Raw genomic sequence first — 20833 nt, forward strand, 5'->3', positions numbered from 1 at the left:
CGGCATCGACACGCTCGGTAACCGGCAGGGCCGCTGTCATAGTCTCGTCAACGACGATAAAGTTCACTGGCCTGCGGATCTTCTGGGGAGGCATTATGACGGCCGGACTCACCGCACCCCGCACCGTCCGCACCGTCCGCGACCTGACCGGTCCGCGCGGCATGCCCGTGTTCGGCAACCTTCCGGAGCTGCTGCTCGGCCGCGACGAGCACCGTGCGTTCAACCGCTGGGCCGACCGGCACGGGCCCACCTACCTGATGCGCTACGGCCGGGACCGCGTGGTCGTCACCGGCGACGGCCCGACGGTCAGCGCCGCGCTGCGTGACCGGCCGGACGGTTTCCGGCGCGTCGGCGTGAACAAGATCTTCCGCGAGCTCGGCATCGACGGCGTGTTCAACGCGGAGGGCGACCGCTGGCGGCACCTGCGCAAGATGGCCGCGCAGAGCCTCAACGCCGCCTACCTGCGCGAGTACTTCACCTCGATCACCCGCTCCGCGACCCGGCTGCAGACACGGTGGACCGCCTCGTCCGGCCGCCCGGTCGACGTGCTGGACGACATGATGCGGTTCACACTGGACGTCACCACCGCGCTCGCGATCGGCCACGACCTCAACTCGCTCGAAGCGACCGGCGACGGGCTGCACACCCGGCTGGCCGAGCTGTTCCCGGAGATCGGGCGCCGGATCCAGGCGCCGTTCCCGTACCACCGGTTCGTCCGGCTCCCCCGCGACCGCCGCCGGGAGAGCGCGGTCCGCGAGGTCGACGCGCTGGTCCGGATCGCACACGTGCAGGCCAAGGAGCGGATGGCGACCGGCGCCTCCCCGCGCACGTTCCTCGAGGCGCTGGCCGTCGGGCCGGACTTCACCCACGAGGAGCTGGTCGGCAACGTGATGACCATGCTGCTGGCCGGCGAGGACACCACCTCGTCCAGCGCCGCGTGGACGCTGCACTACCTGGCCACGCACCCGGAGGCGCAGGAGCGGGTGCGGCAGGAGGCGCTGGCCGCGTTCGGGCCGGACGGGATGCCGACCGACCCGTCCTCGATCCGCAAGCTGGAGTTCGCGGAGGCGTGCGTCAACGAGGCGATGCGGCTGCGGCCGGTCGCGCCCACGGCCGGGCTGCGCGCACTGCGCGACACCGTGCTGCCCGGCACCGACCACGACCTGAAGGTGCCTCGCGGGACGTCGCTGATCCTGCTGCTGTCCTACGGCGCCGAGTCCGTGCCGGACGCGGACGAGTTCCGCCCGGAGCGCTGGCTCGGCGGCAACCCGCCGCCCGCGTCCGCGCCGCTGCTGCCGTTCGGCGCCGGCCCGCGCTTCTGCCCCGGCCGCAACCTGGCGCTGCTCGAGGCCACGCTGGTCGCGGCGCTGGCCTGCCGCGACTTCACGATCACGCCGGGCGGCGGGCGGGTGAAGGAGAAGCTGGCGTTCGCCGCGTTCCCCAAGGGCCTGCGGCTGCGCATCACCACTGTGAACTCCTGAGGGTTCCGCACGTTGTCAGACATGACGTCCGACCGCGAAGGAGCTCCACCCCATGCGTACCGTCGATGACCTCACCGGTCCCCGGCCCCTGCCCGTCGTCGGGAACCTCGTGCAGATGCGCACGGACCGCGACGGCCACCGGGCGTACGACCGGTGGGCGCGCGAGTACGGGCCGACCTACCGGCTGCGGTTCGGGCGGATGCCGATCGTGGTCACCGGCGACGGGCCGATCGTCGAGGCGGTGCTGCGCGATCGGCCGGACGGCTTCACCCGTACCCGTGTGGGCCCGGTCTTCGAAGATCTTGGGGTTGACGGCGTCTTCACGGCCGAGGGTGCGAAGTGGCGGCGGCTGCGCACCATGGCCGCGCGCAGCCTGAACGCCGCCTACCTGCGGGAGTACTTCGCCACCGTCACCCGGTCCGCCGCCCGCCTGCAGGCCCGCTGGTCCACCGCCGCTGCCGAGGGCCGGCCGGTCGACGTGCTGGACGACATGCGCCGCTTCACGCTGGACGTCACCACCGCGCTCGCCATCGGCCACGACCTCAACTCCCTGGAGGCGACCGGCGACGGGCTGCACACCCGCCTGGCCGAGCTGTTCCCCGAGGTCGGACGCCGGTTGTACGCGCCGCTGCCGCTGCACAAACTGGTCACACTCCCCCGCGACCGCCGCCGCGAGACCGCGATCCGCGAGGTCGACGCGCTGGTCCGGGAGGCGTTCGCCGAGGCCACCGCGCGGATGGCGACCGGCGCCTCCCCGCGCACGTTCCTGGAGGCGCTGGTCGGCGTCGAGGATCTGCGCCACGAGGAACTGGTCGGCAACGTGCTCACCATGCTGGTCGCCGGCCAGGACACCACCTCGTCGGCCGCCGCCTGGACGCTGCACCACCTGTCACGCTTCCCCGGCGCGCAGGCCCGGGTGCGCGCCGAGGCCGTCGCCGCGTTCGGCGCCGACGGGATGCCCTCCGACCCGGCCGCGCTACGGCAGCTGCCGTTCACCGACGCCGCCGTCCAGGAGTCGATGCGGCTGCGGCCGGTCGCACCCGTCATGGGCTTCCGCCCGACCCGCGACACCGTTCTGCCCGGCACCGGTTACGACCTGCACCTGACCGAGGGCCAGTCGATCCTGCTGCTGCTCAGCCACGGCGCACGTGCCGTACCGGACCCCGATCTGTTCGATCCTGACCGGTGGCTCGGTGACACACCGCCGGCCCCCGCGCCGCTGCACCCGTTCGGCGCCGGACCGCGCTACTGCCCCGGCCGCAACCTGGCGCTGCTGGAGACCACGCTGGTCACCGGCCTGCTGTGCCGCGACTTCACGCTGACACCGCACGGCGGCACGGTCGGCGAGAAACTGGCCTTCACCGCGTTCCCCACCGGCCTGCGGCTGTCCCTCACTTGACCCGCCGGGTGGACCGGGCAACGATCTTCTCGTACTCACGGTGCTTGTCCAGCCAGGCGCTCAGCACCTGACACATCGGCACCACGGTCCGGTTACGCGCCTTCGCGTCCTCCATCACCGCGCGGCACAGCACATCCTCCACCCCCGTCCCGGCGAACGCCGGCTCCACGTCGGTGTGCGTGCACGCGATAATCGGCCCGGTAACCTGATAGGTGAGCAGCCCCGCGAGCGCCCCCGCCTCGTCCCGCGCCTCGAAGCGCTCCTTCTCCACCAGATCACTCACCGTGTACGTCACCCCGCTATCCAACCACCCCCGTCCCCCGCCGCGCCGTGCCAGGGTCACGGATGTGGCGCCGAGAGCTCCGCACGGTGGAACCATCCTCCGGGACAATGCATGAGCGCAGTCCTGATCACCTCATGGAGCCCATGTGCCGCCGCCACCTCCGCTACCCGCCGACGCGAGACGTAGCCGCTGCTCCCCCGGCCTCGGCGCCGCGCGTTGATCGAGATGAGCGACGCGGGAGAAGTACAGGCGGCGGTCGACCGATGGGCGGCCACGCTCCCCCAGCCTCGGCCCACAGCACTGCTGGCCGAGATCGAGGCGTCGGCGGCGCGGCTCCGGGAGGACGGGACGCCGATCGTACTGCCGCCGATCGGGCGCGCGCTGGATCTCTACGACCTGGTCCTGGCCGAGGGAGTTCCTTTCGTACCCGATGACGGCGGGGCTGTTGATCTGCTGTCGTGGTTTGCGGACGAGGCGCCGGGACGACGGTCGTTGCGGGCGCTCGCCGCCTGTCCGCCGGTCCGGGAACGGTTCCGGGAGGCGTGTGCGGAGCTGCTGAGCAGCTATTACTTCGGCGCTGATCCGTCCGCGCGGGAGCCGATGCATCCGCACCTGCTGGGGCGCGCACTCGCGGTCCCCGGCGTGCGCGATGCGCTGACCGCGCACGTCGACGCGGTGACGGCACGGTTGGAGCGGCTGCCGATCACGCCGATGGCGGAGGCGTTGCGTTCGCTGGTGCCGCTGCGATCTCCGGCGGGGCAGGCCGCGTTCGGGGTGTTTCTGGACCGGGTACGGCGACTCGACCTCGATGCGGCGGTGGCCCGGACGTTGCGGTGCGGACTCCCGCAGGAGCTGGCCTGGGACGCCTGGGACCGGGCGTGTGCGGAACTCGCCGCGGACCAGGTCCGAGTGGTGGAGCGGTGGCCACGGCTGGCCGTCTACGACTACCAGAACGCGGTGGTCCTCGGGGCGGACGGGATCGCGGCACGACATCGGGTGCCGGGCGGTCCGGGGTGGATCGGCGCGTTCTCGCGGGGCGGACGGCTCTTCTTCACCAGCTATGACGGGACCGGCGGTGGCCGAGGCTTCTGGGCTGACGCGCCGGACGAGGTCTTCGTTCCCGATGATTCCGGGCAGCCGCCGAGTTCGGGGGACGCGGCCTCCGACCTCGATCTTCTGGATTCGGCCGGCAGCGGGCGATTCGCCGAGGTGCCGGTGGCTGATGCGGTGCGGAGGCACCGGTGGCCGGCGGTTGGCGAGGGGTTCGGTCTCGTGGGCGGGGAGGCCGGGTGGGATGTGGTGGATACGCCGGGCGGGCTGGTCGTGCGCGCGATCGACGGGCGTGAGGTAGCGCTGCCGGACGGGGCCGATCTTGACGAGATCGCCGGGGTGCTGCGGATTCCGGGCGTGGATGTGCTGGTCACGGCCGGACGGTCCGGGGCGGTACGGCTCTGGGATGCGGCGAGCGGCACCGTCGCCTATCGCCCGCCGGAGTGGAGCGATCCGCCGCCGGAGCTCCCGCCGCCGGCCTGGTGGGACCGGCTTCAGCCACGCGACCCGGCCGCTTCTGCCGGGCTGCGCGCCATGGACGCCCTGGGTGCGGCGGCGCTGAGGGCTGCGCACGCGCGGACCGGCGGCGGCGCCCTGAGCACGGCTCCGGTGCCACCTTCGGATCCGGTGGTGGCGGCGCAGCCGGTGCCGACCGCAGATCCGGTGCTGACTGCCGCCGTCGCGCGGGTGGTGCGGGATGCCGAGCTGGTCGCGGAGGAGATTGCCGGATTCGCGGCGCTTGCCGGGATGCCGCACCCGGCGCCGGTGTCCGCCTACGCCGACGATCGGAACATCACCAACGGCCTCGCCGGGCTCGTGTCCACCGGTCAGCCGCGTGTGATCACCGGCCGGGTCGACGGCCCGCTGCCGGGATTTCACGTACTCGGTCACGTCGCGCGGGTCGGTGCCGCCCTGGCAGCGACCTCCAGCGCGCACACGAGCAGCGCGAGCCTGACCGGCACGAAGGCGACCGGCCCGCACACGAGCGGCGCACATGCCGCCACCACGAGCCCCGGCCCCACGAGCGCCGCCGGAACGCACCGGACCAGCACGAACACCGGCGGCACGAACGCCACCACGCACGTCGCCCGAGCGGAGGCGTCGCACGCCGTACCCACGTGGTGGCGGGTTCTTCCGACGCCCGGGGCGCTCATGCTGCGGGCGGCCATGGAGACCACGCCGGAACCGATCCGTGCGGCGCTTGCCGCGCTGCTGGCCGCGGTCGCCGACGCCGGCCTGGACCGCTGCCGGCTCGTCGTCACGGACGGCGATCCGGACTCCGGCGTCGTGGTCGGGCATCTGTCCGAGGGCACCGCCTCGCTGATCCGCGCACCCGCAGACGCTCGGCTCCCCGAAGACCGCCTGCGCCGTTTCGTGACGCTGCTGCACGAGCGCGGCCCGATCCGCTGGAATCCGGCGTGGACACAGCACCTGCCGATGCCGTCGGCGACAGCCACGATCCTGGCCACCGGCGCGCTCCACCTCGCGACCGCGGACGATTTCACCCCGCCCGCCGACTACCTGACCGCCACCGGGCTGACCGCGCGCCGCGAACGCACCGAGTCGCGCAAGCTGGCCCGCCTCCCGTCCCGGCGTCTGCGCCGCCTGCTGGACGCCGCCGTTCCCGCCGACGTCACCCGGCTGTGGTCCGCCGGCCCGGAGATGGCCGCGCTGGCCGCCGCCTGGCGCGCCGGCGACTGACCGTACTCCGGGATGTTCGGAACAGTTCGGGATCGTTCTGGACGCTGGTCGAACGCCGTTTCCGGTGGTTGGCTCACCGCACATCCCACGGGTGAGGAGGGCGGGGGCGTGGATCCGTTGAGTCAGGCGGTGGATGCGGCGGTGGCGCGGCTGGACCGTGCGCTGCCGTCGGTGCCGCTCGAGCCCGGTCCGCCGCCGGAGGATCCGGACGGGCCGTTCGAGGGTACGGACCGCACCGGGCTGATCCGGGTCGCGGTGGACCGGGCCGGTGGGGTCGTCGCTGTCACGGTCGACCCGGCGTGGCCCTGGTACCTGTCGACGACCGGTCTTGCCGACGGGCTGCACGCCGCCTGCCGTGCCGCGGTGGCGCGATCGATGGTGGCGGTCTGGTACGCGGGCCGCCCGTCGCGCCCGGCGCCCTACATCGCGCCGGCGCCGCTGCCGGCCGATCTCGGCGATGACGAGTGGGTGGCGGTGATGCGCGCCCGGTTCGCCGCGATCGACGAGAAGCGGGAGCGTCTGGAGCGCCTCCCGGCCGCGTCGCCGCCGGACGTGCGCACCGCGACCGGCGGCCTTCTGATCGCGCGCGGCGAGAACGGGACCGTCGTCGGGGTCAGCCCGGCGGCCGACGACCTGCGGGCGGTGCCGGTGACGGTGTTGAGCGGAGAGGCGCTGTCGGTGCTCCGGGCCGCCCAGGGCCTCCCGCACCTCCCTGAACCGACCGCAGACGAGCCCGGATCAGCCGCAGACGGGACCGGATCAGCCGCAGACGGGACCGGACCCGCCACAGTCCGGCCCGCACCCGCCACGGAGCAGGTCGCGTCGCCCGCGGTTCCGGCGCATGACGCGCCGCAGGAGACCGGCTGGGCCGACGACTACGGCGGCTGGGGCAGTGACGACGACCGGAACGACCCGAAGGACTGGCGACGATGACACGAACGGGACGGTGAGACATGGCCGAGGGGTGCAAGGCCTACGACGACGCCGAGTCGCAGGTGCAGCTGGACCTCGACAAGATCTACAGCGAGTAGGTCATGGCTACCGCGGACGAGTTGAAAGGGCTGCTGGAGAAGGCCCTCGACGCGATCACATCGGACATCAAGAAGATCGTCGACACGTTCAACCGGGTCGTCGGCAAGGTCGAGGCGCTGGCCAGGGAGATCTCCGACAACCCGCTGGTTCGCAAGGTCGCCGACGCGCTGAAGTCGCTGGCCCACCGGATCAAGGCGCTGGTCGACACGGTCGCGCGGTGCAAACGGCACTACGAGCCGGTGACCGGGCTGATCGGCACCGCGTTCAGGTGGGTCGACGACGTGAGGTCGCCGGTCTCGCTGCTGTCCAGCCGGGCGGGCCAGCCGACCGGCGAGAACCTGTCGGAGTGGACCGGGAACGCGAAGTCGGAGTACGACCGCAAGTCGAAGCAGCAGCAGCCGGCGATCGACGACATGACCACGAAGGCCGAGTTCGTCAGCCAGTGGTTGCTGAAGATCGCGAAGAAGAACGTCGAGTACTCCACGGACCTCGCGGACATGGCGACGGACGTGCTGGCGAAGCTGATCGCGGCGGAGACTGCGGCCTCGACCGGCGCCGGCGGGCTGGAGGCCATCGGGGATCTGGCCGAGGCGGTCGGCGAGCTGATCGAGACCGGCATCGACGCGCTGATCAAGGCGTTCGAGGCGTTCATCGACAGTCTCGGTGACGTCCGGGATCTCGCCGGCCAGTCCGGGGACTACACGGCACTGCCGGATCGGCACCGGCCGCAGGCGGTGCACCCGGCCTGACCGGTTCAGGCGTCCAGCGAGCGGAGAAAAAGGCGGAACGCCTCATCGGTACGGGTGGTGTCCGCGGTCGCGTCGAGGTCCATGAGCAGGCCGCGGATGACCGCGAGCACCAGCGTGGCGCGGTCCTCGCGGCCGATGGTGCGCAGGCCGTCCGCGAGCGGGCCGAGCCAGTCCGTGGTCGCGACGCGGCGGAAGTCGGGCCACAGCGGCTCGACCGAGCTCTCCCGCAGCTCGCCGAACATCCGCAGGAACGGCCGCCCCTCCGGCCCGGTCATCGAGGCCCAGGCGTGCAGCAGCGTGGCGGTGTAGGGCTCGCCGGGCCGGGCGCGCAGCAATGCGCCGAACGCGTCGAGCTGCCGCTGCCGCGCGTTGCCGAGCACGGCCCGGAGCAGCACGTCGCGCGTGCCGAAGTGGTAGATGAGCATGCGGGCCGAGGTGCCGGTGGCGCGGGCGAGCGGCTCGAGCCGGTCCGGCAGGCCGTGGGCGAGCGCGTGGTCGGTGCACGCGTCCAGCAACCGTTCCTTGATCTCCGGCTGCGGTCGTCGTCCCATCGTGGCATTTTTTCACGTAACAACCGCTACGTCTACCGTTGATCACGAAGGTTGACCGGCACGACGCGGAGGTAGTCATGAGGGTTGTTTTCGTCCATGGGGCGTGCGTGCGCGACGGCGCGTGGTGGTGGCACCGCACGGCCGCGCTGCTGGAAGAACACGGCGTGACCAGCACGTCTCCACTGCTCCCGAGTTGCGGCGAGACCGGGGTGCCGGCCGGTGCGGGCGGTCCCGGGCTGGCCGAGGACGTGGCGGCCGTGCGCGCGGTGCTGGAGAGCGGCGACGAGCCCACGATCGTGGTCGCGCACAGTTACGGCGGCATCGTGACCGCGGAGGCCGCCGCGGGTGTCGACACGGTGCGCCACCTGCTGCTGATCTCCAGTTACCTGCCGGAGGCCGGGCAGAGCCTGTCCGAATTCGGCGAGGAGGGCCCGGCGCCGTTCCTGGACATCAACCCCGACGAGGGTACGTTCGGGGTCCGCCCGGAGTTGCTGGTGGACACGTTCCTGCACGACTGCGACGCCGAGGTCCGGGCGCAGGGGCCTGATCATCTGGCGCGGCAGAACGTACAGGTCACCGGTCAGCAGGTGATGGCCACCGCGTGGCAGCACGTGCCGACCACCTACCTGGTGTGCGCCGGCGATCGGGGCACCCCGGCCCGGCTGCAGCGCGAGTACGCCCGCAAGGCCGGCCACGTGGTCGAGATCGAGGCCGGCCACCACCCGTTCCTGTCCCAGCCGGAGGCCGTGCGCGACCTGGTCCTGAGCCTCGGTGCAGGCGCCTGAGCCTCGGATCACCGGCCGGTGATCCGAGGCGTCCCTCATGTTGTTCTAACAACATGAGGGACGCCTGGATCACGGAAGGCAGGGCGCTTGGCGGCTGAGCCCGGACTCAGGTGCCGGGGCGCAGGCCCGGCCAGCCCTCGGACGGCCGGGCCGTGCGGTCGCCGTGGTGGTCGACGAGGCGGGTGAGCAGGTCGATCAGCTGCCGGCGGTCGTCGTCGGGCAGCGGGGCCAGGAACGTGTCCTGGGCGGCGGCCAGCAGCGCGTCGAGGCGGACGAGTTGCTCCCCGCCCGCGGCCGTGATGGTGATGATGTTGCGTCGGCGGTCGTCCGGGTCGGGCGACCGCCGCACCAGGTGCCGTTCCGCGAGGTCGTTGACGGTCGCCACCATGTCGCTGCGGTCGATGCCGGTGCGGCGCCCGAGCGCGGCCTGACTCGCCGGTCCGGACTCGTCCAGCGTGGCGAGCAGCGCGTAGTGGTAGCGCCGGAGCCCGGCCTGGCCGAGCGCGTGGTCCACGATCCGGTTCGCGGTGAGCGCGGCCTGGTTGGTCAGCCGGCTGGGCAGCACGCGCAGGCGCTCGGGCGGCGGGCTGTCTCCGGTGTGCACCCGGGAAATCTAACAAAGCTGTTGGCCGTACCCACGAATGCCCGCTATGGTTGGCCGCACCAACGTTGGCGCGGCCAACGTTTTTAGGTGGGAGGTCGGCATGCTCCATCCGGGTGACGACGGTTTCGACGAGGCGGGCGAGGGCTGGCTGCGGACGGTCACGCATCGGCCCGCCGCGGTCATGATCGCGACGTGTGCCGAGGACGTCGTCGAGGCGGTCCGGTTCGCGGTGAAGGAGGGGCGGCCGGTCGCGGTGCAGTCCACCGGGCACGGCGTGTCCGTTCCGGCGGACGACGCGGTGTTGATCAACACGAGTCGGATGCGACACCTGACCGTGGATCCGGCAGCGGGGACCGCGCGGATCGGTGCCGGGCTGCGGTGGGAGGACGTGATCGCGGCGACGGCCCCGCACGGACTCGCGCCGCTGTGCGGGTCGTCCGGCGGCGTCGGGGTGATGGGCTTCCTGACCGGCGGCGGGCTGCCGTTGACCTGCCGCACGCACGGGTTCGCCGCGGGCCACGTCCGCTCGCTCGACATCGTGACCGCGGACGGGCAGGTGCGCACCGTCTCCGACTCGCGGGAGCCGGAGCTGTTCCGGGCGGCGCGCGGCGGGAAGGGCAACGTCGGCATCGTGGTCTCGGCCGAGATCGTGCTGGTTCCGAGTCGTACCATATATGGTGGTTTATTGGCTTTTCCTGGTCTTCGCGCGGCAGAGGTGTTGCACGCTTACGGTGACTGGACGCGGGTCCAACCGGACACCGTGTCGTCGTCGGTGACGCTGCTGTGCTTCCCGGACGTGCCGCAACTGCCGGCGGAGTTCCGTGGCCGGTCGGTGGTGCAGGTGCGCGTGATCGACACCGGGGACGGGTCGTCGGCAGGGCCGTTGCGCGCGCTCGGGCCGGAGTCGGACACGTTCGGTGCGATGCCCTACGCGGGGATCACCGGGATCCACCAGGACCCGAAAGGGCCGGTCACGTCGCATCTGCGCAGCGCGCTGCTCCGCGACCTGGACGGCGACGCGGTGGAGACGCTGGTCGCGAACATGGTGGCACCGTTCAACGTGGAGCTCCGGCAGCTGGGTGGCGCGCTGGACCGACCGGCGTCCCACGCCGTCTCCACCCAAGGCGCCGCCTTCCACCTGTGGGTACGGATGCCCGCCGGCGCCGAGGAACAGGCCGCCACGCTGCTGGAACGGCTGCGGCCGTGGGACACCGGCGCGATGCTGCCCGGCTTCCTCTTCGACGCGGACGCGGACCCGGCGCGCGTGCGGCGCGCCTACAGCGCGACCGATTACGCACGTCTCGTCGCGGTGAAGCGTCGATACGACCCGGCGAACGTCTTCCGCATCAACCACAACATCCCGCCCGGCGATGAGATCATCTGAGCATGACCGCCTACGTCTCGCACACCACCGTGGACAGCATCGACGCCTACGCGCAGTCCCGCTGGTGGCAGGGCGTGCTCGACTACCACGAGGACGCCGAGGACCCGAACCTTCCCGGTCACGAGGAGTGCATGATCTTCTCCGCCGACGGCCGGCACCGGATCCTGTTCATCGAGGTCCCGGACCCGAAGCAGGTCAAGAACCGGATCCACCTCGATCTGCGCCCGGTCGAGGGCACCCGCGACGACGAGTTCGGCCGCCTGGTCGCGCACGGCGCCACGCTCGTCGCCGACCGCCGCAACCCGGACGGCACCGGCTGGTACGTCCTCGCCGACCCGGAGGGCAACGAGTTCTGCATCCTGCGCAGCGACGCGGAGGTCGCGGCACTGCCGTGATCACACCTCCCGGTCGCGCTGGTACCACCAGCGCCCGGCGGCCCAGTCGGTCCAGGACAGCGCGGGAAGCGTGCGGCGCACGAACTCGTCGTCCATCCGCGTGACCACACGTGCGAGATCCTCGCGCGCGCCCCGCGGAAGCCGGCGCAACACGTCGTCGAGCAGGTCCCGCGCGTCCTCCGGCTCACACCCGGGACTGGTCAGGGCATCGCCGTCCAGCCATCGGCCGGGCCGGTGCAGCAGGCGGCCGTAACTGTCCAGCGCGTCCGCCACGTCATCGGGCCGATAGCGGAGATCCTCCAGACGCCGCACCGCCAGCCGGGTCAGCGCCGAGACTCCCTTGATCCTGCGCCGCGGAGGCCAGCTCGACCGGTGTGCTCCGCGGGAATTCGGGCGCCTACGCGGCATGGCCCTTTCGGTACGACAGCATGACGGCATCCTCGCACAGCCGTGCCCGCTCAGCCATCGGCGGCGGTCAGCAGCGCGAGGGTGCCGTGGTGCCCGCCGGTCTCGGCCCACTCGACGGCGGTGCGGCCGTCACCGTGGTCCTCGCGCAGGCGGGGGTCGGCGCCGGCGGTCAGCAGCACGCGGACCGACGCCTCGTGCCCCCAGCAGGCGGCGGCGCACAGCGGCAGGCCCTCGTCGCCGGTGCCGCTCTCCCGGTTCGGGTCGGCGCCGGCCGCGACGAGCACACGCACGGCCTCCGCCCTGTTCTGGACACTCGCGCGGTACAGCGGCGTGGTCTCGTCACGATCGGGCAGATCCGGATCCGCGCCGGCCCGCAGCAGCGCCGCTACCTGCCGGGACGTCCCCCACCCTGCCGCATCCAGCAGTTGCCGCTGCAGCTTCTTACGCCGGCGCCTGTTCACCCGGCACATTGTGGACTGCCAGTGACAAGATCAAAACCGATATTCCCGCTTCCGGCGTGGTCCGGCCCGCATGCTCCCGCGGGCAAACCTCCGCCTACTCGAAGACTCCGCTGACGCTCCGCTTCGATCCGGCGGTCGGAGCCGGTTCCGCCGTGGCCGGAAAGCCGGACCGCGCGGCGCGGGTCGCGGGGAACGCTGCCGGTTCCGTCGTTGGCTGCGGAGGAGCCGGGGCTCAGCCGGCGTGGAGGAAGCGGAGGAAGGCGTCGGCGCGGGTGTGGTGGGCGTCGCGGCGGCGGGAGATGTGGTACCAGGTGCGAGGGGCGCCGCGCAGCGTGACCGTGCGCAGGTCACGGGGGCGGTTGCGGGCGGCCTCGGGGTGCAGGGCCAGGGTGCCGCCGGTGGACGCGATGCTGCGGTAGATCTCGTGGAAGTCGCGCGGGGCGATGTCGACCAGGCGGGCGCCGGACAGTGGGCGGGTGTCGCCCAGCGACCACAGGGACATGAAGTCCGCGGAGATGGCCGGGATGAACAGCATCGGGTAGGCGGCGAACTCCTCCGCGTCGACCACGCCGCGGCGCGCGAGCGGATGCCGGGCCGGAAGCACGCCGACGCGTTCCATCGGCCACAGCCGGGTCGACTCGACGTCGTCGCCGGCCGGTGGCAGCGCGGTCAGCGTCAGGTCCGCGCGCCGGCTGCGCAGCGCGTCCGCGGGCTCCTCGTAGCCGAGCAGGGAGAACTCGATGGAGGCGCCCGGGTGGACCGCGCGCAGCGCGAGCGCGGCGACCCGCAGTTGGCGGCGCTGGAACACGGCCGGGTCGAGGCCCTGGACGCCGATCCGCACCCGCGGGCCGGCGTCGCGACCGGCGGACAGCGTGATCCGCTCGACCGCGTCGAGGAGTCCCACCGCGCCGCGGATCAGTGTGGTGCCGGCCGGGGTCAGGCCGCCGACGCCGCCGTGGTCCCGGATGATCAGCGGGGTGCCGAGCCGCCGTTCCAGCGTCTGGATGCGCTTGGTCAGCCCGGACGGGGTGATCGCCAGCTCGCGGGCCGCGGCCGTGTAGCTGCGGACGATCGCGAGCACGACGAAGCTGCGCAGCGCGGACACGTCGATGTCGAACCCGTTCACGGCAGCCCCCGTTCCCGGCCCGCGCCCGAGGCCGGCCGAGATCGAATGCTATGCGCGGCCGTGGCGGGACGGCAGTCACGGACTCGACAGCGGTCGATGCCGCGGACGACAACCTTTGCACCGCCCGAAGCGTTGCCGCGCATGACGTCGGCCGAGGCCGTCGACCTGCGGGCCCGGACCGCAGGCGACCGGGTCCGCGCGGAGCCGCGGCCGCCAGCGGTAGTTCCACATTGGAACAACAGTCACGAAGGACGCCCTCGGCGGCCGAGACTCGAGATCACGTGATCGAAAGAGCAGAGGGGGAACACGTGATCAGAGGGATCCTGGCGCGAGCCGCGGCGGGCGCGGCGCTGGTGTGCGCCGCGACGGTGGTCGCACCCACGCCCGCGTCGGCCGTGGGCACCACCGGTGTGCGGCGCGTCATCGACGGCTTCAGCATCAATCAGGGCTGGCGTGTCGACCGACATTTGCGGATTTTGGCGGATATCACGGGTGACGGGCGTGCGGACATCGTCGGATTCGGCGGCGACGGGGTGACCACGGCCGTGTCGAACGGCGACGGCACGTTCACGCTCGTCTTCGAAGCGTCGCACGACTTCGGATTCGACCAGGGCTGGCGGATTCCCACGAACCCCCGGTTCGTCACGGACGTCACCGGCGACGGGCGCGCCGACATCGTCGGCATCGGGAACAACGCCGTCATGGTGGCGGTCGCGCTCGGCAACGGTGGCTTCGCCGCGCCGCTGACCATCGGCAACGGGTTCCTGCCCGGCTCCAGCTACTTCATGGCGGACGTCAACGCGGACAACCGCGCCGACCTCTACCGCGTCTCGCAGGGCCGGGTGGACATCGCTGTCGCGCTGGGGAACGGCTCGTTCGCCGCGCCGATCCTGGCGACGACCGAGTTCTCGTTCCCGTTCGCGTTCGACACGCCGAAGGTGCAGGACGTGACCGGTGACCGGCGGGCCGAGTTCCTGGCGTTCTCGGTCAGCGGTCCCATCCACATCCGCTCCACCAGCCCGCGGACCGACGGCACCTATCCGCTGTCGCACAGCGCGCAGCCCAACGTTGCCAGCACCCCGCAGCTGATGGACACGTTCGCCGACATCACCGGTGACGGGCGCGCCGACATCGTGGCGTTCGGCCAGACCGAGGCCGAGTCGCACTCCGCGGTGTCGATCGGCGGTGGTAACTTCCGGGACTTCGCCGTGGCCAGCGACGGCTTCGGCGCAGGGTCCGGCTGGAACCGCCAGCACCCGCGGCAGGTGATCGACCTCAATGCGGACGGGCGGGCCGACATCGTGGGCTTCGGTATCCAGGGCGTGTGGATCGCGCTGTCCAACGGCAACGGCACGTTCGCCCCCGGCCAGTTGCTGGTCGGTGACCTCGGCTCCGACCAGGGCTGGAACGTGGACCAGCACGTGCGCGTCGCAGCCGACATCACCGGTGACGGCCGCGCCGACATGGTCGGGTTCGGGGCGGCCGGGGTCTACACCGCGGTCACCACGCCCTGATCGTCACCTGAGCTCCGTCGGGCCGTGCGGCCGGTGCCACCCCACCGGACGCCCGGCCCGGCGGTCGTTCCCCGGGCCGCGATACTGAGGTCCGGACCGGGAAGGGATGTCGATGGGTTTCGACGACGTGATGGTGCGGATCGGGCAGGGCGTGGACCTGCACCATCGGCAGGGACGGCGGGAGGCAGCACGGCAGCTTTTCGCGGAGATCTGGGCGGAGATCGGCGGCGAGCAGGGCGATCCGCTGCACGTCAGCGTCCTGGCCCACTCGATGGCCGACGTCCAGGACGACGTGCGTGAGGAACTGCGCTGGGATCTGCGCGCGCTGGCCGCGACCGGCCGGCTCACCGACGACCGGGCGCAACAGGCCGGCGTGACGCTACCGGTCGCCGGCCTCTACCCGTCGCTGCACCTCAACCTGTGCGACTGCTACCGCAAGCTCGGGGACCTCGACCGGGCCCGCGATCATCTCGCGAAGGCGGAGGCCGGCCTGGACGCGCTGCCGGACGACGACTACGGCCGCCTGATCCGCGACGGCCTGGAGACGATCAGGCAGCAGCTCGAGAACGCGGGCTGATCGGCAGGTCAGGCCGGACCGGCACCCGCGAGGAACGAGCTGAGTCCTGGATCAGACCGTGCCCGGACGTGCGGATCGTGCGCCTCGTGAGAGCACAGTGGACGGCGCGGGCGTACCCATGGATGGCTTCATGGTTTGTGGGCGGCGATGAGGAGGCGAGGGGTGCCGCCGAGGACAGGCGGGGTGTCGCGGGCCTCGGCGAAGATGACCTCGGCGCCGGGGCCGAGTTCGGCGGAGAGGGCGTCGGTGGCGGCCAGGACGCGTTCGTAGACGGACCGCTGGCGGTCGTGCCAGGCCGGGGTCTCCTCGCGGAGATCGACCACCAGACCGGCCTTGGCCAGGAGTTTCGTGTGGTCGAGGTAAGCGGGCTCCCAGGTGGTGAACACGAAGCGCGCACCGGGTCGGAGGATGCGCGCGGTCTCGGTCATGGCGGCGGGCTTGTTCAGCACCATCCAGAGCACGTCGATGCTCATGACCGCGTCCGCGGAGCCGGAGGACACGCCGGTGCCGGTGAAGCTGCCCTGGCGGAACTCGGCGTCGGGCAGGCCGAGCGAGGCGGCCAGCGCGGGCGCGCCCTCGATGGCGGAGGCGACCACGTCCAGTCCGAGCAGGCGCGCGCCCGCGGTCCGGGCGACCGCGACGCCGGGGCCGCCGCGACCGCAGCCGACGTCGACCAGCAGGCCGCCGGCCGGCATCTCCAGCAGCCCGGCGATGCGCTCGAGGTCGGTGCGGGTGACGAAGCCGAACGGCTGCAGCTCCACCGGGTAGTCATCGCCATAGACATCCACGTAAATATCGCGCAATGTCGGGCTTGCCGCTTGATAGCGGTAAAAATCAGCGTAGCGGCGTTCGGCGGTGCTCATGATGATGCGCCTCCATTCCAGGACTGCCACAGGTGTCCGTAACGGCCGCCGGCGGCCAGCAGCTCCGCGTGCGTGCCCTGCTCCACCACTCTGCCGTGGTCGAGCACCAGGATTCGGTCCGCGTCCGCGGCCTGGATCAGCCGGTGCGCGACGATCAGCGTGGTGCGGCCCTCGGTCGCGGCGGCCGCGGCCCGGTCCAGGTCACGGGCGCCGGCGCTGCCGGCCTCCGCGGTCGCCTCGTCCAGCACGGCCACGGCCGGGTCCGCCAGGATCAGCCGGGCCAGCGCCAGCTGCTGCGCCTGCGCCGCGGTCAGCCGGTGGCCGCCCTCCCCCACGTGCGTGGCGAGCCCGTCCGGGAGCGCCCGCAGCCAGCCGGTCGCACCCACCCGGTCGAGCGCCTTCTCGATCTCGGTGTCGTCCGCGTCCGGCCGGGCCAGGCGCAGGTCGTCGGCGAGCGGGCCGGCGAACACGTGCACCTCCTGGCTGACCAGCGCGATCTCCTTGCGCACCCGCACTTCACCAAGATCGTTCAGGGGTACGCCCCGCAGCCGCGCCTCCCCGTCCGACGCCGCGATGATGCCGGCCGCGATCGCCGCGAGCGTGCTCTTCCCCGCGCCGGACGCGCCGACCAGCGCCACCCGCTCCCCGGCCGCGAGCGTGAGCGTGACGTCCTCCAGCACGGTCGGCCCGTCCTCGTAGTGATGCCGCCGCACGGTGACGCTCAGCGCGGCCTCGTGGTCCTGCACCTCAAGATCATTCGTGGGTACGGCCGCGGCCGGCAACGACGCGACGCCGACCAGCCGGGCCAGGCTCGCGCCCGCCTGCATCACGGCGTCGAACTCCATCAGGATCAGGCCGATCGGGTTGAACAGCCGGTGGAAGTAGAGCGCGGCCGCCGTGGCCGCACCGACCGTGACCGCATCCGCCCGGACCAGCAGGAACCCGGCCACCAGCACGCTGCCGAGCCCGATGAACTCGGACCGGTTGATCCGCAGCCCGAACCGGGTGAAGATCCCGAACACGGTCAGCGACAGGTCCCGGGCGGCCGCGGACCGGTCCGCGATCCGGGCCACGTGCACGTCCTCGGTGCCGTAGGCCCGCACGGTCGCGGCTCCGTGCAGCGCGCCGGCCATCGCCTGCGACCGCTCGCCGGTGGTGATGCGCTCCTGGGCGTAGTACGGCGTGGACTGCGGCAGGTACCAGCGCAGCGCCAGCACGTAGGCGGGCGCGGCGATCAGCCCGGCCAGCCCGAGCCGCCAGTCCAGTGTGAACAGTCCGGCCGCGGTGAGCACGATGGTGAGCACCGCGCCGAGCATGAGCGGGCCGATGCCGGTGATCGCGGTGGTGACCACCGCGACGTCGTCCCCGGCGCGCGCGACCAGGTCGCCGGTGCCGGCGCGTTCGAGCGTGGCGGACGGCAGGTGCAGCGCGCGGTCGAGCACGCGTTCGCGCAGCCGGGCCAGGACGGTCTCGCCGAGCCGGGCCGAGACGGCCGCGCCGGCGGCGGTGAGCACGCCCGCGACCACGGCCGCGGCCCCGATCACGCAGGCCCAGCGGACGATCCGGTCGGTGCCGGCGCCGGCGACCACGTCGTCCACGAGCCGGCCGAGCACGAACGGCGCGACCAGGCCGGACGCGGACGCGGCGACGAGCAGCGCGACCGCGGCCGCGCTCAGGCCGGGCAGGCGTCTGAACTCGGCGAGCAGCTCGGACCAGGTCTGCCGGGCGCCGGCGGTGGGCAGGAGGTGCGGGTTGGTGCTCATCGGAGTACGGCCTCGCGGTATCGGGCGTCGGCCGCGGCCAGCGCGTCGTGGGTTCCCTCGGCGACCACGCGGCCGCCGTCCAGCACGGTCACCCGGTGGGCCGCGCGCAGCAGCGCCGGGCTGCTGGTGATGACGAGCGTGCCGTGCGGCGCCGCGCCGCGGGCGGCGGTGATCCCGTCCGCGACCAGGCCCTCGGTGACCGCGTCGACGGACGTGGTCGGGTCGTGCAGGACCAGGATCGGCGGGGCGGCGGCGAGCGCGCGGGCCAGGCCGATGCGCTGCCGCTGGCCGCCGGAGAGGTTGGCGCCGCGTTCGACCAGTTCGCGTTCGAGCCCGTCCGGGTGCGCGTCCAGGACGTCCTCGGCGCCGGCCGAGCGCAGCGCGGTGAGCAGCGCGTCGTCGCTGTGGGACGCGCCCAGGTTGCTGCGGAGCGTGCCCTCGAACAGTGCCACGTCGTGCTGTTCGACCAGCACCGTGCCGCGGCCGGCGTCCAGCGTGAGCGTCTCCGCGGCCACGCCGTCGACCCGGACCGTGCCGTGGTAGTCGTCGCGCGGCACCCGCCCGGACAGCAGCGTGACCAGCGCGTCCGCGTCGCGCGGGTCGTAGGCGACCAGGCCCACGATCTCGCCGGCGCCGACCCGCAGCGACACGCCGTCGAGGTTGCCGTAGCGGACCTCGTCGAGCGCGAGCCGGGTGTCCGTGGCTTTTCCGGCACCCGCGCTTCCCGGCGTGACCAGCGGCTCCGCTTCGAGCACGCGGGCGACCCGGCCGGCCGACGCCTTCGCGGTGGCGAACAGCTGCACGCACCAGCCGAGCGTGCCGACCGGCTCCGCGATGAACTGGGCCAGGCCGACCACGGCGACCAGCTCGCCGACCGAGAGCCGGCCCCGCAGCGCCAGCCAGCCGGCGAACCCGGCCACGGTGGCGAGGAACAGGCCGTTGACCGCGGTGGTCAGGCCCAGGTGCAGGCCCTTGCTGTTCGCGGCGCGCAGCGTGACACCGAGCGCGTGCGCGCTGGCCGCCGCGTACCGGCGGGCCGCGTGGTCCTGCGCGCCTATGCCGCGCAGCACCCGCAGGCCGGAGACCAGGTCGACCGCGAGCGCGGTGGTGGTGGCCAGCGCCTCCTGCTGGGCCTCGCTGCGCCGGGTGAGCAGCGGCGCGAGGCGTTGCAGCGCGAACACGACCACGGGCACGCCGATCAGCACGCCGAGGCCGAGCGGCACGTCCACCACCAGCAGCGCGATCGCGGAGACGACCAGTGCGGTGGTGGCGGCCGCGGCGATCCCGGCCGCGCGGATGACCAGCGAGGACAGCTCCGCGTCGGACGCGGTGATGGAGAGCAGCTCGCCGTCGCGCAGCCCGGACCTGAGCCCGCGCGGGTCGAGCGCGCGACCGGCGATCTCCACGCGGGTGTGGTGCGACTCGTTCTCCACGGCGGCGTACCCGAGTCGGGCGCCGAAGAAGTAGGAGAACGTGAGCACCGTGAAGAGCAGCGCGAGGCCGGCGAGCGAGATCAGCAGCGCGCGGGTGTCGGAGGTGGCGACGGCCCGGTCGATGACCACGCCGATCATCACCGGGACGAGAGCCTCGGCGGCCTGATGGGAGCACAGGAACACCACGCTCACGCCGATCCGGGCCCGCTGGCGGCGCAGGATGCGTCGCGTGACGCTGCCGGCCGAGGGCTCGCCGGCCGCCGTCACTTGGCTGCGAGCTCGGTGAGGACCGTGTCCATGCGGTCGGCGAGCTGGATCGCGGTGCCCAGCGACGAGGCGCCGGACACGATCGGGTAGACCCGGCCGGCCTTCACGGCCGACAGGTTCTTCCACACGTCAAGATCAGTCATGGCCGCATTATCCGGGGAGGCCGTGACGCCGTCCGGACCGGCCGGGATGAGCAGCGCGCCGCTGGGCTCGAGGATACTGACCTGCTCGAACGAGTACTCCTGGGTCTGCTCGGTCTGCGACCTGGACGGCTCCGCCAGCTGCACGCCGCAGGCGAGGAGCACGACGGTGTCGGTCCAGGTGGGGCCGAGCGTCCAGAACGCGGTCTCGGTGGCGACCTGCACGAACGAGAACGTGTGCTTGGCGAGCACCTCCGCGTGCGTGGACTTCACCGCCGAGGTCTTCTGCTGGTACTGGGCGAGCAGCTCCTTCGCCGGGCCGCCGCGGCCGAGCACGTCGCCGAGCCGGGCCGCCACGTCGAGCAGGGACAGCTGCTGGAACGAGATGACCACGGTCGGCGCGATCTGGGAGAGCTGCTGGTAGAGCGCGTCCGGCGTGTCGATGGTGCGCAGGATCAGGTCCGGGCCGGCGGCGGCGATCTTCTCCACGTCCGGCTCGGTGTAGTCGCCGACGACCGGGACGGCCTTGAGCCTGTCGCCGTAGTAGGCGCCGGTGCCCTCGTAGCCGCCGCCGCTGACGCCGACCGGCGTGAGGCCGAGGTCGACGACCGCGAACGCGCCGAAGTAGTCCGCGCAGACGACCTTGGCGGGGGCGGCGGGGACCTTGACCGGGCCCTTGTCGGTCTGGACCTCACGCTCGGCGGCGGCCCCCTCCGAAGGGGCCGGCTCCGCGTCTCCGGAGCCGCAGGCCGCGAGCGCCAGGGCACCGGCTATGCCGACGCCGCCGGCGAGGAAGCGGCGTCTCCCGAAGGCGCTCAGGTCGTACCCACGCGGGCTCTTGATGGTGGTGTCGAGGGCGCTCATGAC

20 protein-coding genes are annotated in these 20833 nt (G+C 72.7%); 10 read left to right on the forward strand and 10 right to left on the reverse strand.

All coding sequences use genetic code 11. The features are described 5' to 3' along the window. Nucleotides 1–95 precede the first annotated feature (95 nt). Both OP04_RS07470 and OP04_RS07475 read left to right on the forward strand, forming a co-directional pair. Nucleotides 96–1481, forward strand: coding sequence for a cytochrome P450 (locus OP04_RS07470; protein ID WP_033338789.1), 1386 nt, complete (start codon nt 96–98; stop codon nt 1479–1481). A gap of 52 nt (nt 1482–1533) precedes the next feature. Continuing rightward, entirely contained in the window at nt 1534–2880 is a 1347-nt protein-coding gene (locus OP04_RS07475) for a cytochrome P450 (protein ID WP_033338790.1), read from the forward strand. Here OP04_RS07475 and OP04_RS07480 read toward each other — a convergent pair. After that, nucleotides 2873–3175, reverse strand: coding sequence for a GNAT family N-acetyltransferase (locus OP04_RS07480; RefSeq protein ID WP_033338791.1), 303 nt, complete (start codon nt 3173–3175; stop codon nt 2873–2875). The genes OP04_RS07475 and OP04_RS07480 overlap by 8 nt on opposite strands. A gap of 213 nt (nt 3176–3388) precedes the next feature. On the opposite strand from OP04_RS07480, the gene OP04_RS07485 reads away from it, so the two are divergent. From OP04_RS07485 to OP04_RS07495, 3 genes are all read left to right on the forward strand, one after another. Next, nucleotides 3389–5914 (forward strand): hypothetical protein, encoded by a 2526-nt coding sequence (locus tag OP04_RS07485; RefSeq protein ID WP_033338792.1) that lies wholly within the window; start codon nt 3389–3391, stop codon nt 5912–5914. Nucleotides 5915–6022: 108 nt separating this feature from the next. Next, complete coding sequence (locus OP04_RS07490; RefSeq protein ID WP_157239417.1) at nt 6023–6847, forward strand: hypothetical protein; 825 nt, start codon at nt 6023–6025, stop codon at nt 6845–6847. Nucleotides 6848–6948: 101 nt separating this feature from the next. Continuing rightward, nucleotides 6949–7695 (forward strand): hypothetical protein, encoded by a 747-nt coding sequence (locus OP04_RS07495; RefSeq protein ID WP_033338794.1) that lies wholly within the window; start codon nt 6949–6951, stop codon nt 7693–7695. Nucleotides 7696–7700: 5 nt separating this feature from the next. On the opposite strand, the gene OP04_RS07500 is transcribed toward OP04_RS07495, so the two are convergent. Next, nucleotides 7701–8246, reverse strand: coding sequence for a TetR/AcrR family transcriptional regulator (locus tag OP04_RS07500; RefSeq protein WP_033338795.1), 546 nt, complete (start codon nt 8244–8246; stop codon nt 7701–7703). A gap of 77 nt (nt 8247–8323) precedes the next feature. On the opposite strand from OP04_RS07500, the gene OP04_RS07505 reads away from it, so the two are divergent. Beyond that, nucleotides 8324–9031 carry an alpha/beta fold hydrolase gene (locus OP04_RS07505; protein ID WP_033338796.1) on the forward strand — a complete coding sequence of 236 codons (708 nt, stop codon included), beginning with the start codon at nt 8324–8326 and terminating at the stop codon, nt 9029–9031. Between the two features lie 106 nt (nt 9032–9137). Here the strand turns inward: OP04_RS07505 and OP04_RS07510 are convergent, their stop codons facing one another. Then, a complete protein-coding gene (locus OP04_RS07510) occupies nt 9138–9635 on the reverse strand; it encodes a MarR family winged helix-turn-helix transcriptional regulator (RefSeq protein ID WP_051797241.1) in 498 nt (165 codons plus the stop codon). A 100-nt stretch (nt 9636–9735) separates the two neighbouring features. Here OP04_RS07510 and OP04_RS07515 point away from each other — a divergent pair, with 100 nt between their 5' ends. Next, nucleotides 9736–11019 carry an FAD-binding oxidoreductase gene (locus OP04_RS07515; RefSeq protein WP_033338797.1) on the forward strand — a complete coding sequence of 428 codons (1284 nt, stop codon included), beginning with the start codon at nt 9736–9738 and terminating at the stop codon, nt 11017–11019. 2 nt (nt 11020–11021) lie between these two features. Beyond that, entirely contained in the window at nt 11022–11414 is a 393-nt protein-coding gene (locus OP04_RS07520) for a VOC family protein (protein WP_033338798.1), read from the forward strand. Here OP04_RS07520 and OP04_RS07525 read toward each other — a convergent pair whose 3' ends face one another. The 3 genes from OP04_RS07525 to OP04_RS49280 form a co-directional block, all read right to left on the reverse strand. Beyond that, nucleotides 11415–11726, reverse strand: a complete 312-nt coding sequence (locus tag OP04_RS07525) for a hypothetical protein (protein WP_033338799.1) — start codon at nt 11724–11726, stop codon at nt 11415–11417. A 146-nt stretch (nt 11727–11872) separates the two neighbouring features. Then, the gene (locus OP04_RS07530) at nt 11873–12283 is read right to left on the reverse strand and encodes an ankyrin repeat domain-containing protein (protein WP_033339069.1); all 411 of its coding nucleotides are present in this window, start codon (nt 12281–12283) and stop codon (nt 11873–11875) included. A gap of 232 nt (nt 12284–12515) precedes the next feature. Continuing rightward, the gene (locus tag OP04_RS49280; RefSeq protein ID WP_051797243.1) at nt 12516–13409 is read right to left on the reverse strand and encodes a LysR family transcriptional regulator; all 894 of its coding nucleotides are present in this window, start codon (nt 13407–13409) and stop codon (nt 12516–12518) included. 308 nt (nt 13410–13717) lie between these two features. Between OP04_RS49280 and OP04_RS07540 the strand changes: the two genes are divergently transcribed. Together OP04_RS07540 and OP04_RS07545 are read left to right on the forward strand one after the other, a co-directional pair. Then, nucleotides 13718–14923 carry an FG-GAP repeat domain-containing protein gene (locus tag OP04_RS07540; RefSeq protein ID WP_051797244.1) on the forward strand — a complete coding sequence of 402 codons (1206 nt, stop codon included), beginning with the start codon at nt 13718–13720 and terminating at the stop codon, nt 14921–14923. Between the two features lie 112 nt (nt 14924–15035). Further along, the gene (locus tag OP04_RS07545; RefSeq protein WP_033339072.1) at nt 15036–15500 is read left to right on the forward strand and encodes a tetratricopeptide repeat protein; all 465 of its coding nucleotides are present in this window, start codon (nt 15036–15038) and stop codon (nt 15498–15500) included. A 128-nt stretch (nt 15501–15628) separates the two neighbouring features. Here the strand turns inward: OP04_RS07545 and OP04_RS07550 are convergent, their stop codons facing one another. The 4 genes from OP04_RS07550 to OP04_RS49285 form a co-directional block, all read right to left on the reverse strand. Further along, nucleotides 15629–16288, reverse strand: coding sequence for a class I SAM-dependent methyltransferase (locus OP04_RS07550; RefSeq protein ID WP_051797245.1), 660 nt, complete (start codon nt 16286–16288; stop codon nt 15629–15631). 71 nt (nt 16289–16359) lie between these two features. After that, nucleotides 16360–18126, reverse strand: a complete 1767-nt coding sequence (locus tag OP04_RS07555; protein ID WP_033338800.1) for an ABC transporter ATP-binding protein — start codon at nt 18124–18126, stop codon at nt 16360–16362. Then, complete coding sequence (locus tag OP04_RS07560; RefSeq protein WP_033338801.1) at nt 18123–19826, reverse strand: ABC transporter ATP-binding protein; 1704 nt, start codon at nt 19824–19826, stop codon at nt 18123–18125. The genes OP04_RS07555 and OP04_RS07560 overlap by 4 nt, the downstream gene beginning before the upstream one ends. Next, nucleotides 19823–20830, reverse strand: coding sequence for an ABC transporter substrate-binding protein (locus tag OP04_RS49285; protein WP_051797246.1), 1008 nt, complete (start codon nt 20828–20830; stop codon nt 19823–19825). Before OP04_RS49285 ends, OP04_RS07560 begins: the two co-directional genes overlap by 4 nt. Between the last annotated feature and the right edge of the window lie 3 nt (nt 20831–20833).

The organism is Catenuloplanes japonicus, assembly GCF_000717135.1.
GTDB classification, from domain to species: Bacteria; Actinomycetota; Actinomycetes; order Mycobacteriales; family Micromonosporaceae; genus Catenuloplanes; species Catenuloplanes japonicus.

Coding starts and splice junctions, on each gene's coding strand:
- OP04_RS07520 (WP_033338798.1), top strand. CDS start 11,022: ATGACCGCCTACGTCTCGCACACCACCGTGGACAGCATCGACGCCTAC.
- OP04_RS07500 (WP_033338795.1), bottom strand. CDS start 8,246: ATGGGACGACGACCGCAGCCGGAGATCAAGGAACGGTTGCTGGACGCG.
- OP04_RS07470 (WP_033338789.1), top strand. CDS start 96: ATGACGGCCGGACTCACCGCACCCCGCACCGTCCGCACCGTCCGCGAC.
- OP04_RS49285 (WP_051797246.1), bottom strand. CDS start 20,830: ATGAGCGCCCTCGACACCACCATCAAGAGCCCGCGTGGGTACGACCTG.
- OP04_RS07515 (WP_033338797.1), top strand. CDS start 9,736: ATGCTCCATCCGGGTGACGACGGTTTCGACGAGGCGGGCGAGGGCTGG.
- OP04_RS07475 (WP_033338790.1), top strand. CDS start 1,534: ATGCGTACCGTCGATGACCTCACCGGTCCCCGGCCCCTGCCCGTCGTC.
- OP04_RS07485 (WP_033338792.1), top strand. CDS start 3,389: ATGAGCGACGCGGGAGAAGTACAGGCGGCGGTCGACCGATGGGCGGCC.
- OP04_RS07495 (WP_033338794.1), top strand. CDS start 6,949: ATGGCTACCGCGGACGAGTTGAAAGGGCTGCTGGAGAAGGCCCTCGAC.
- OP04_RS07545 (WP_033339072.1), top strand. CDS start 15,036: ATGGGTTTCGACGACGTGATGGTGCGGATCGGGCAGGGCGTGGACCTG.
- OP04_RS07555 (WP_033338800.1), bottom strand. CDS start 18,126: ATGAGCACCAACCCGCACCTCCTGCCCACCGCCGGCGCCCGGCAGACC.
- OP04_RS07505 (WP_033338796.1), top strand. CDS start 8,324: ATGAGGGTTGTTTTCGTCCATGGGGCGTGCGTGCGCGACGGCGCGTGG.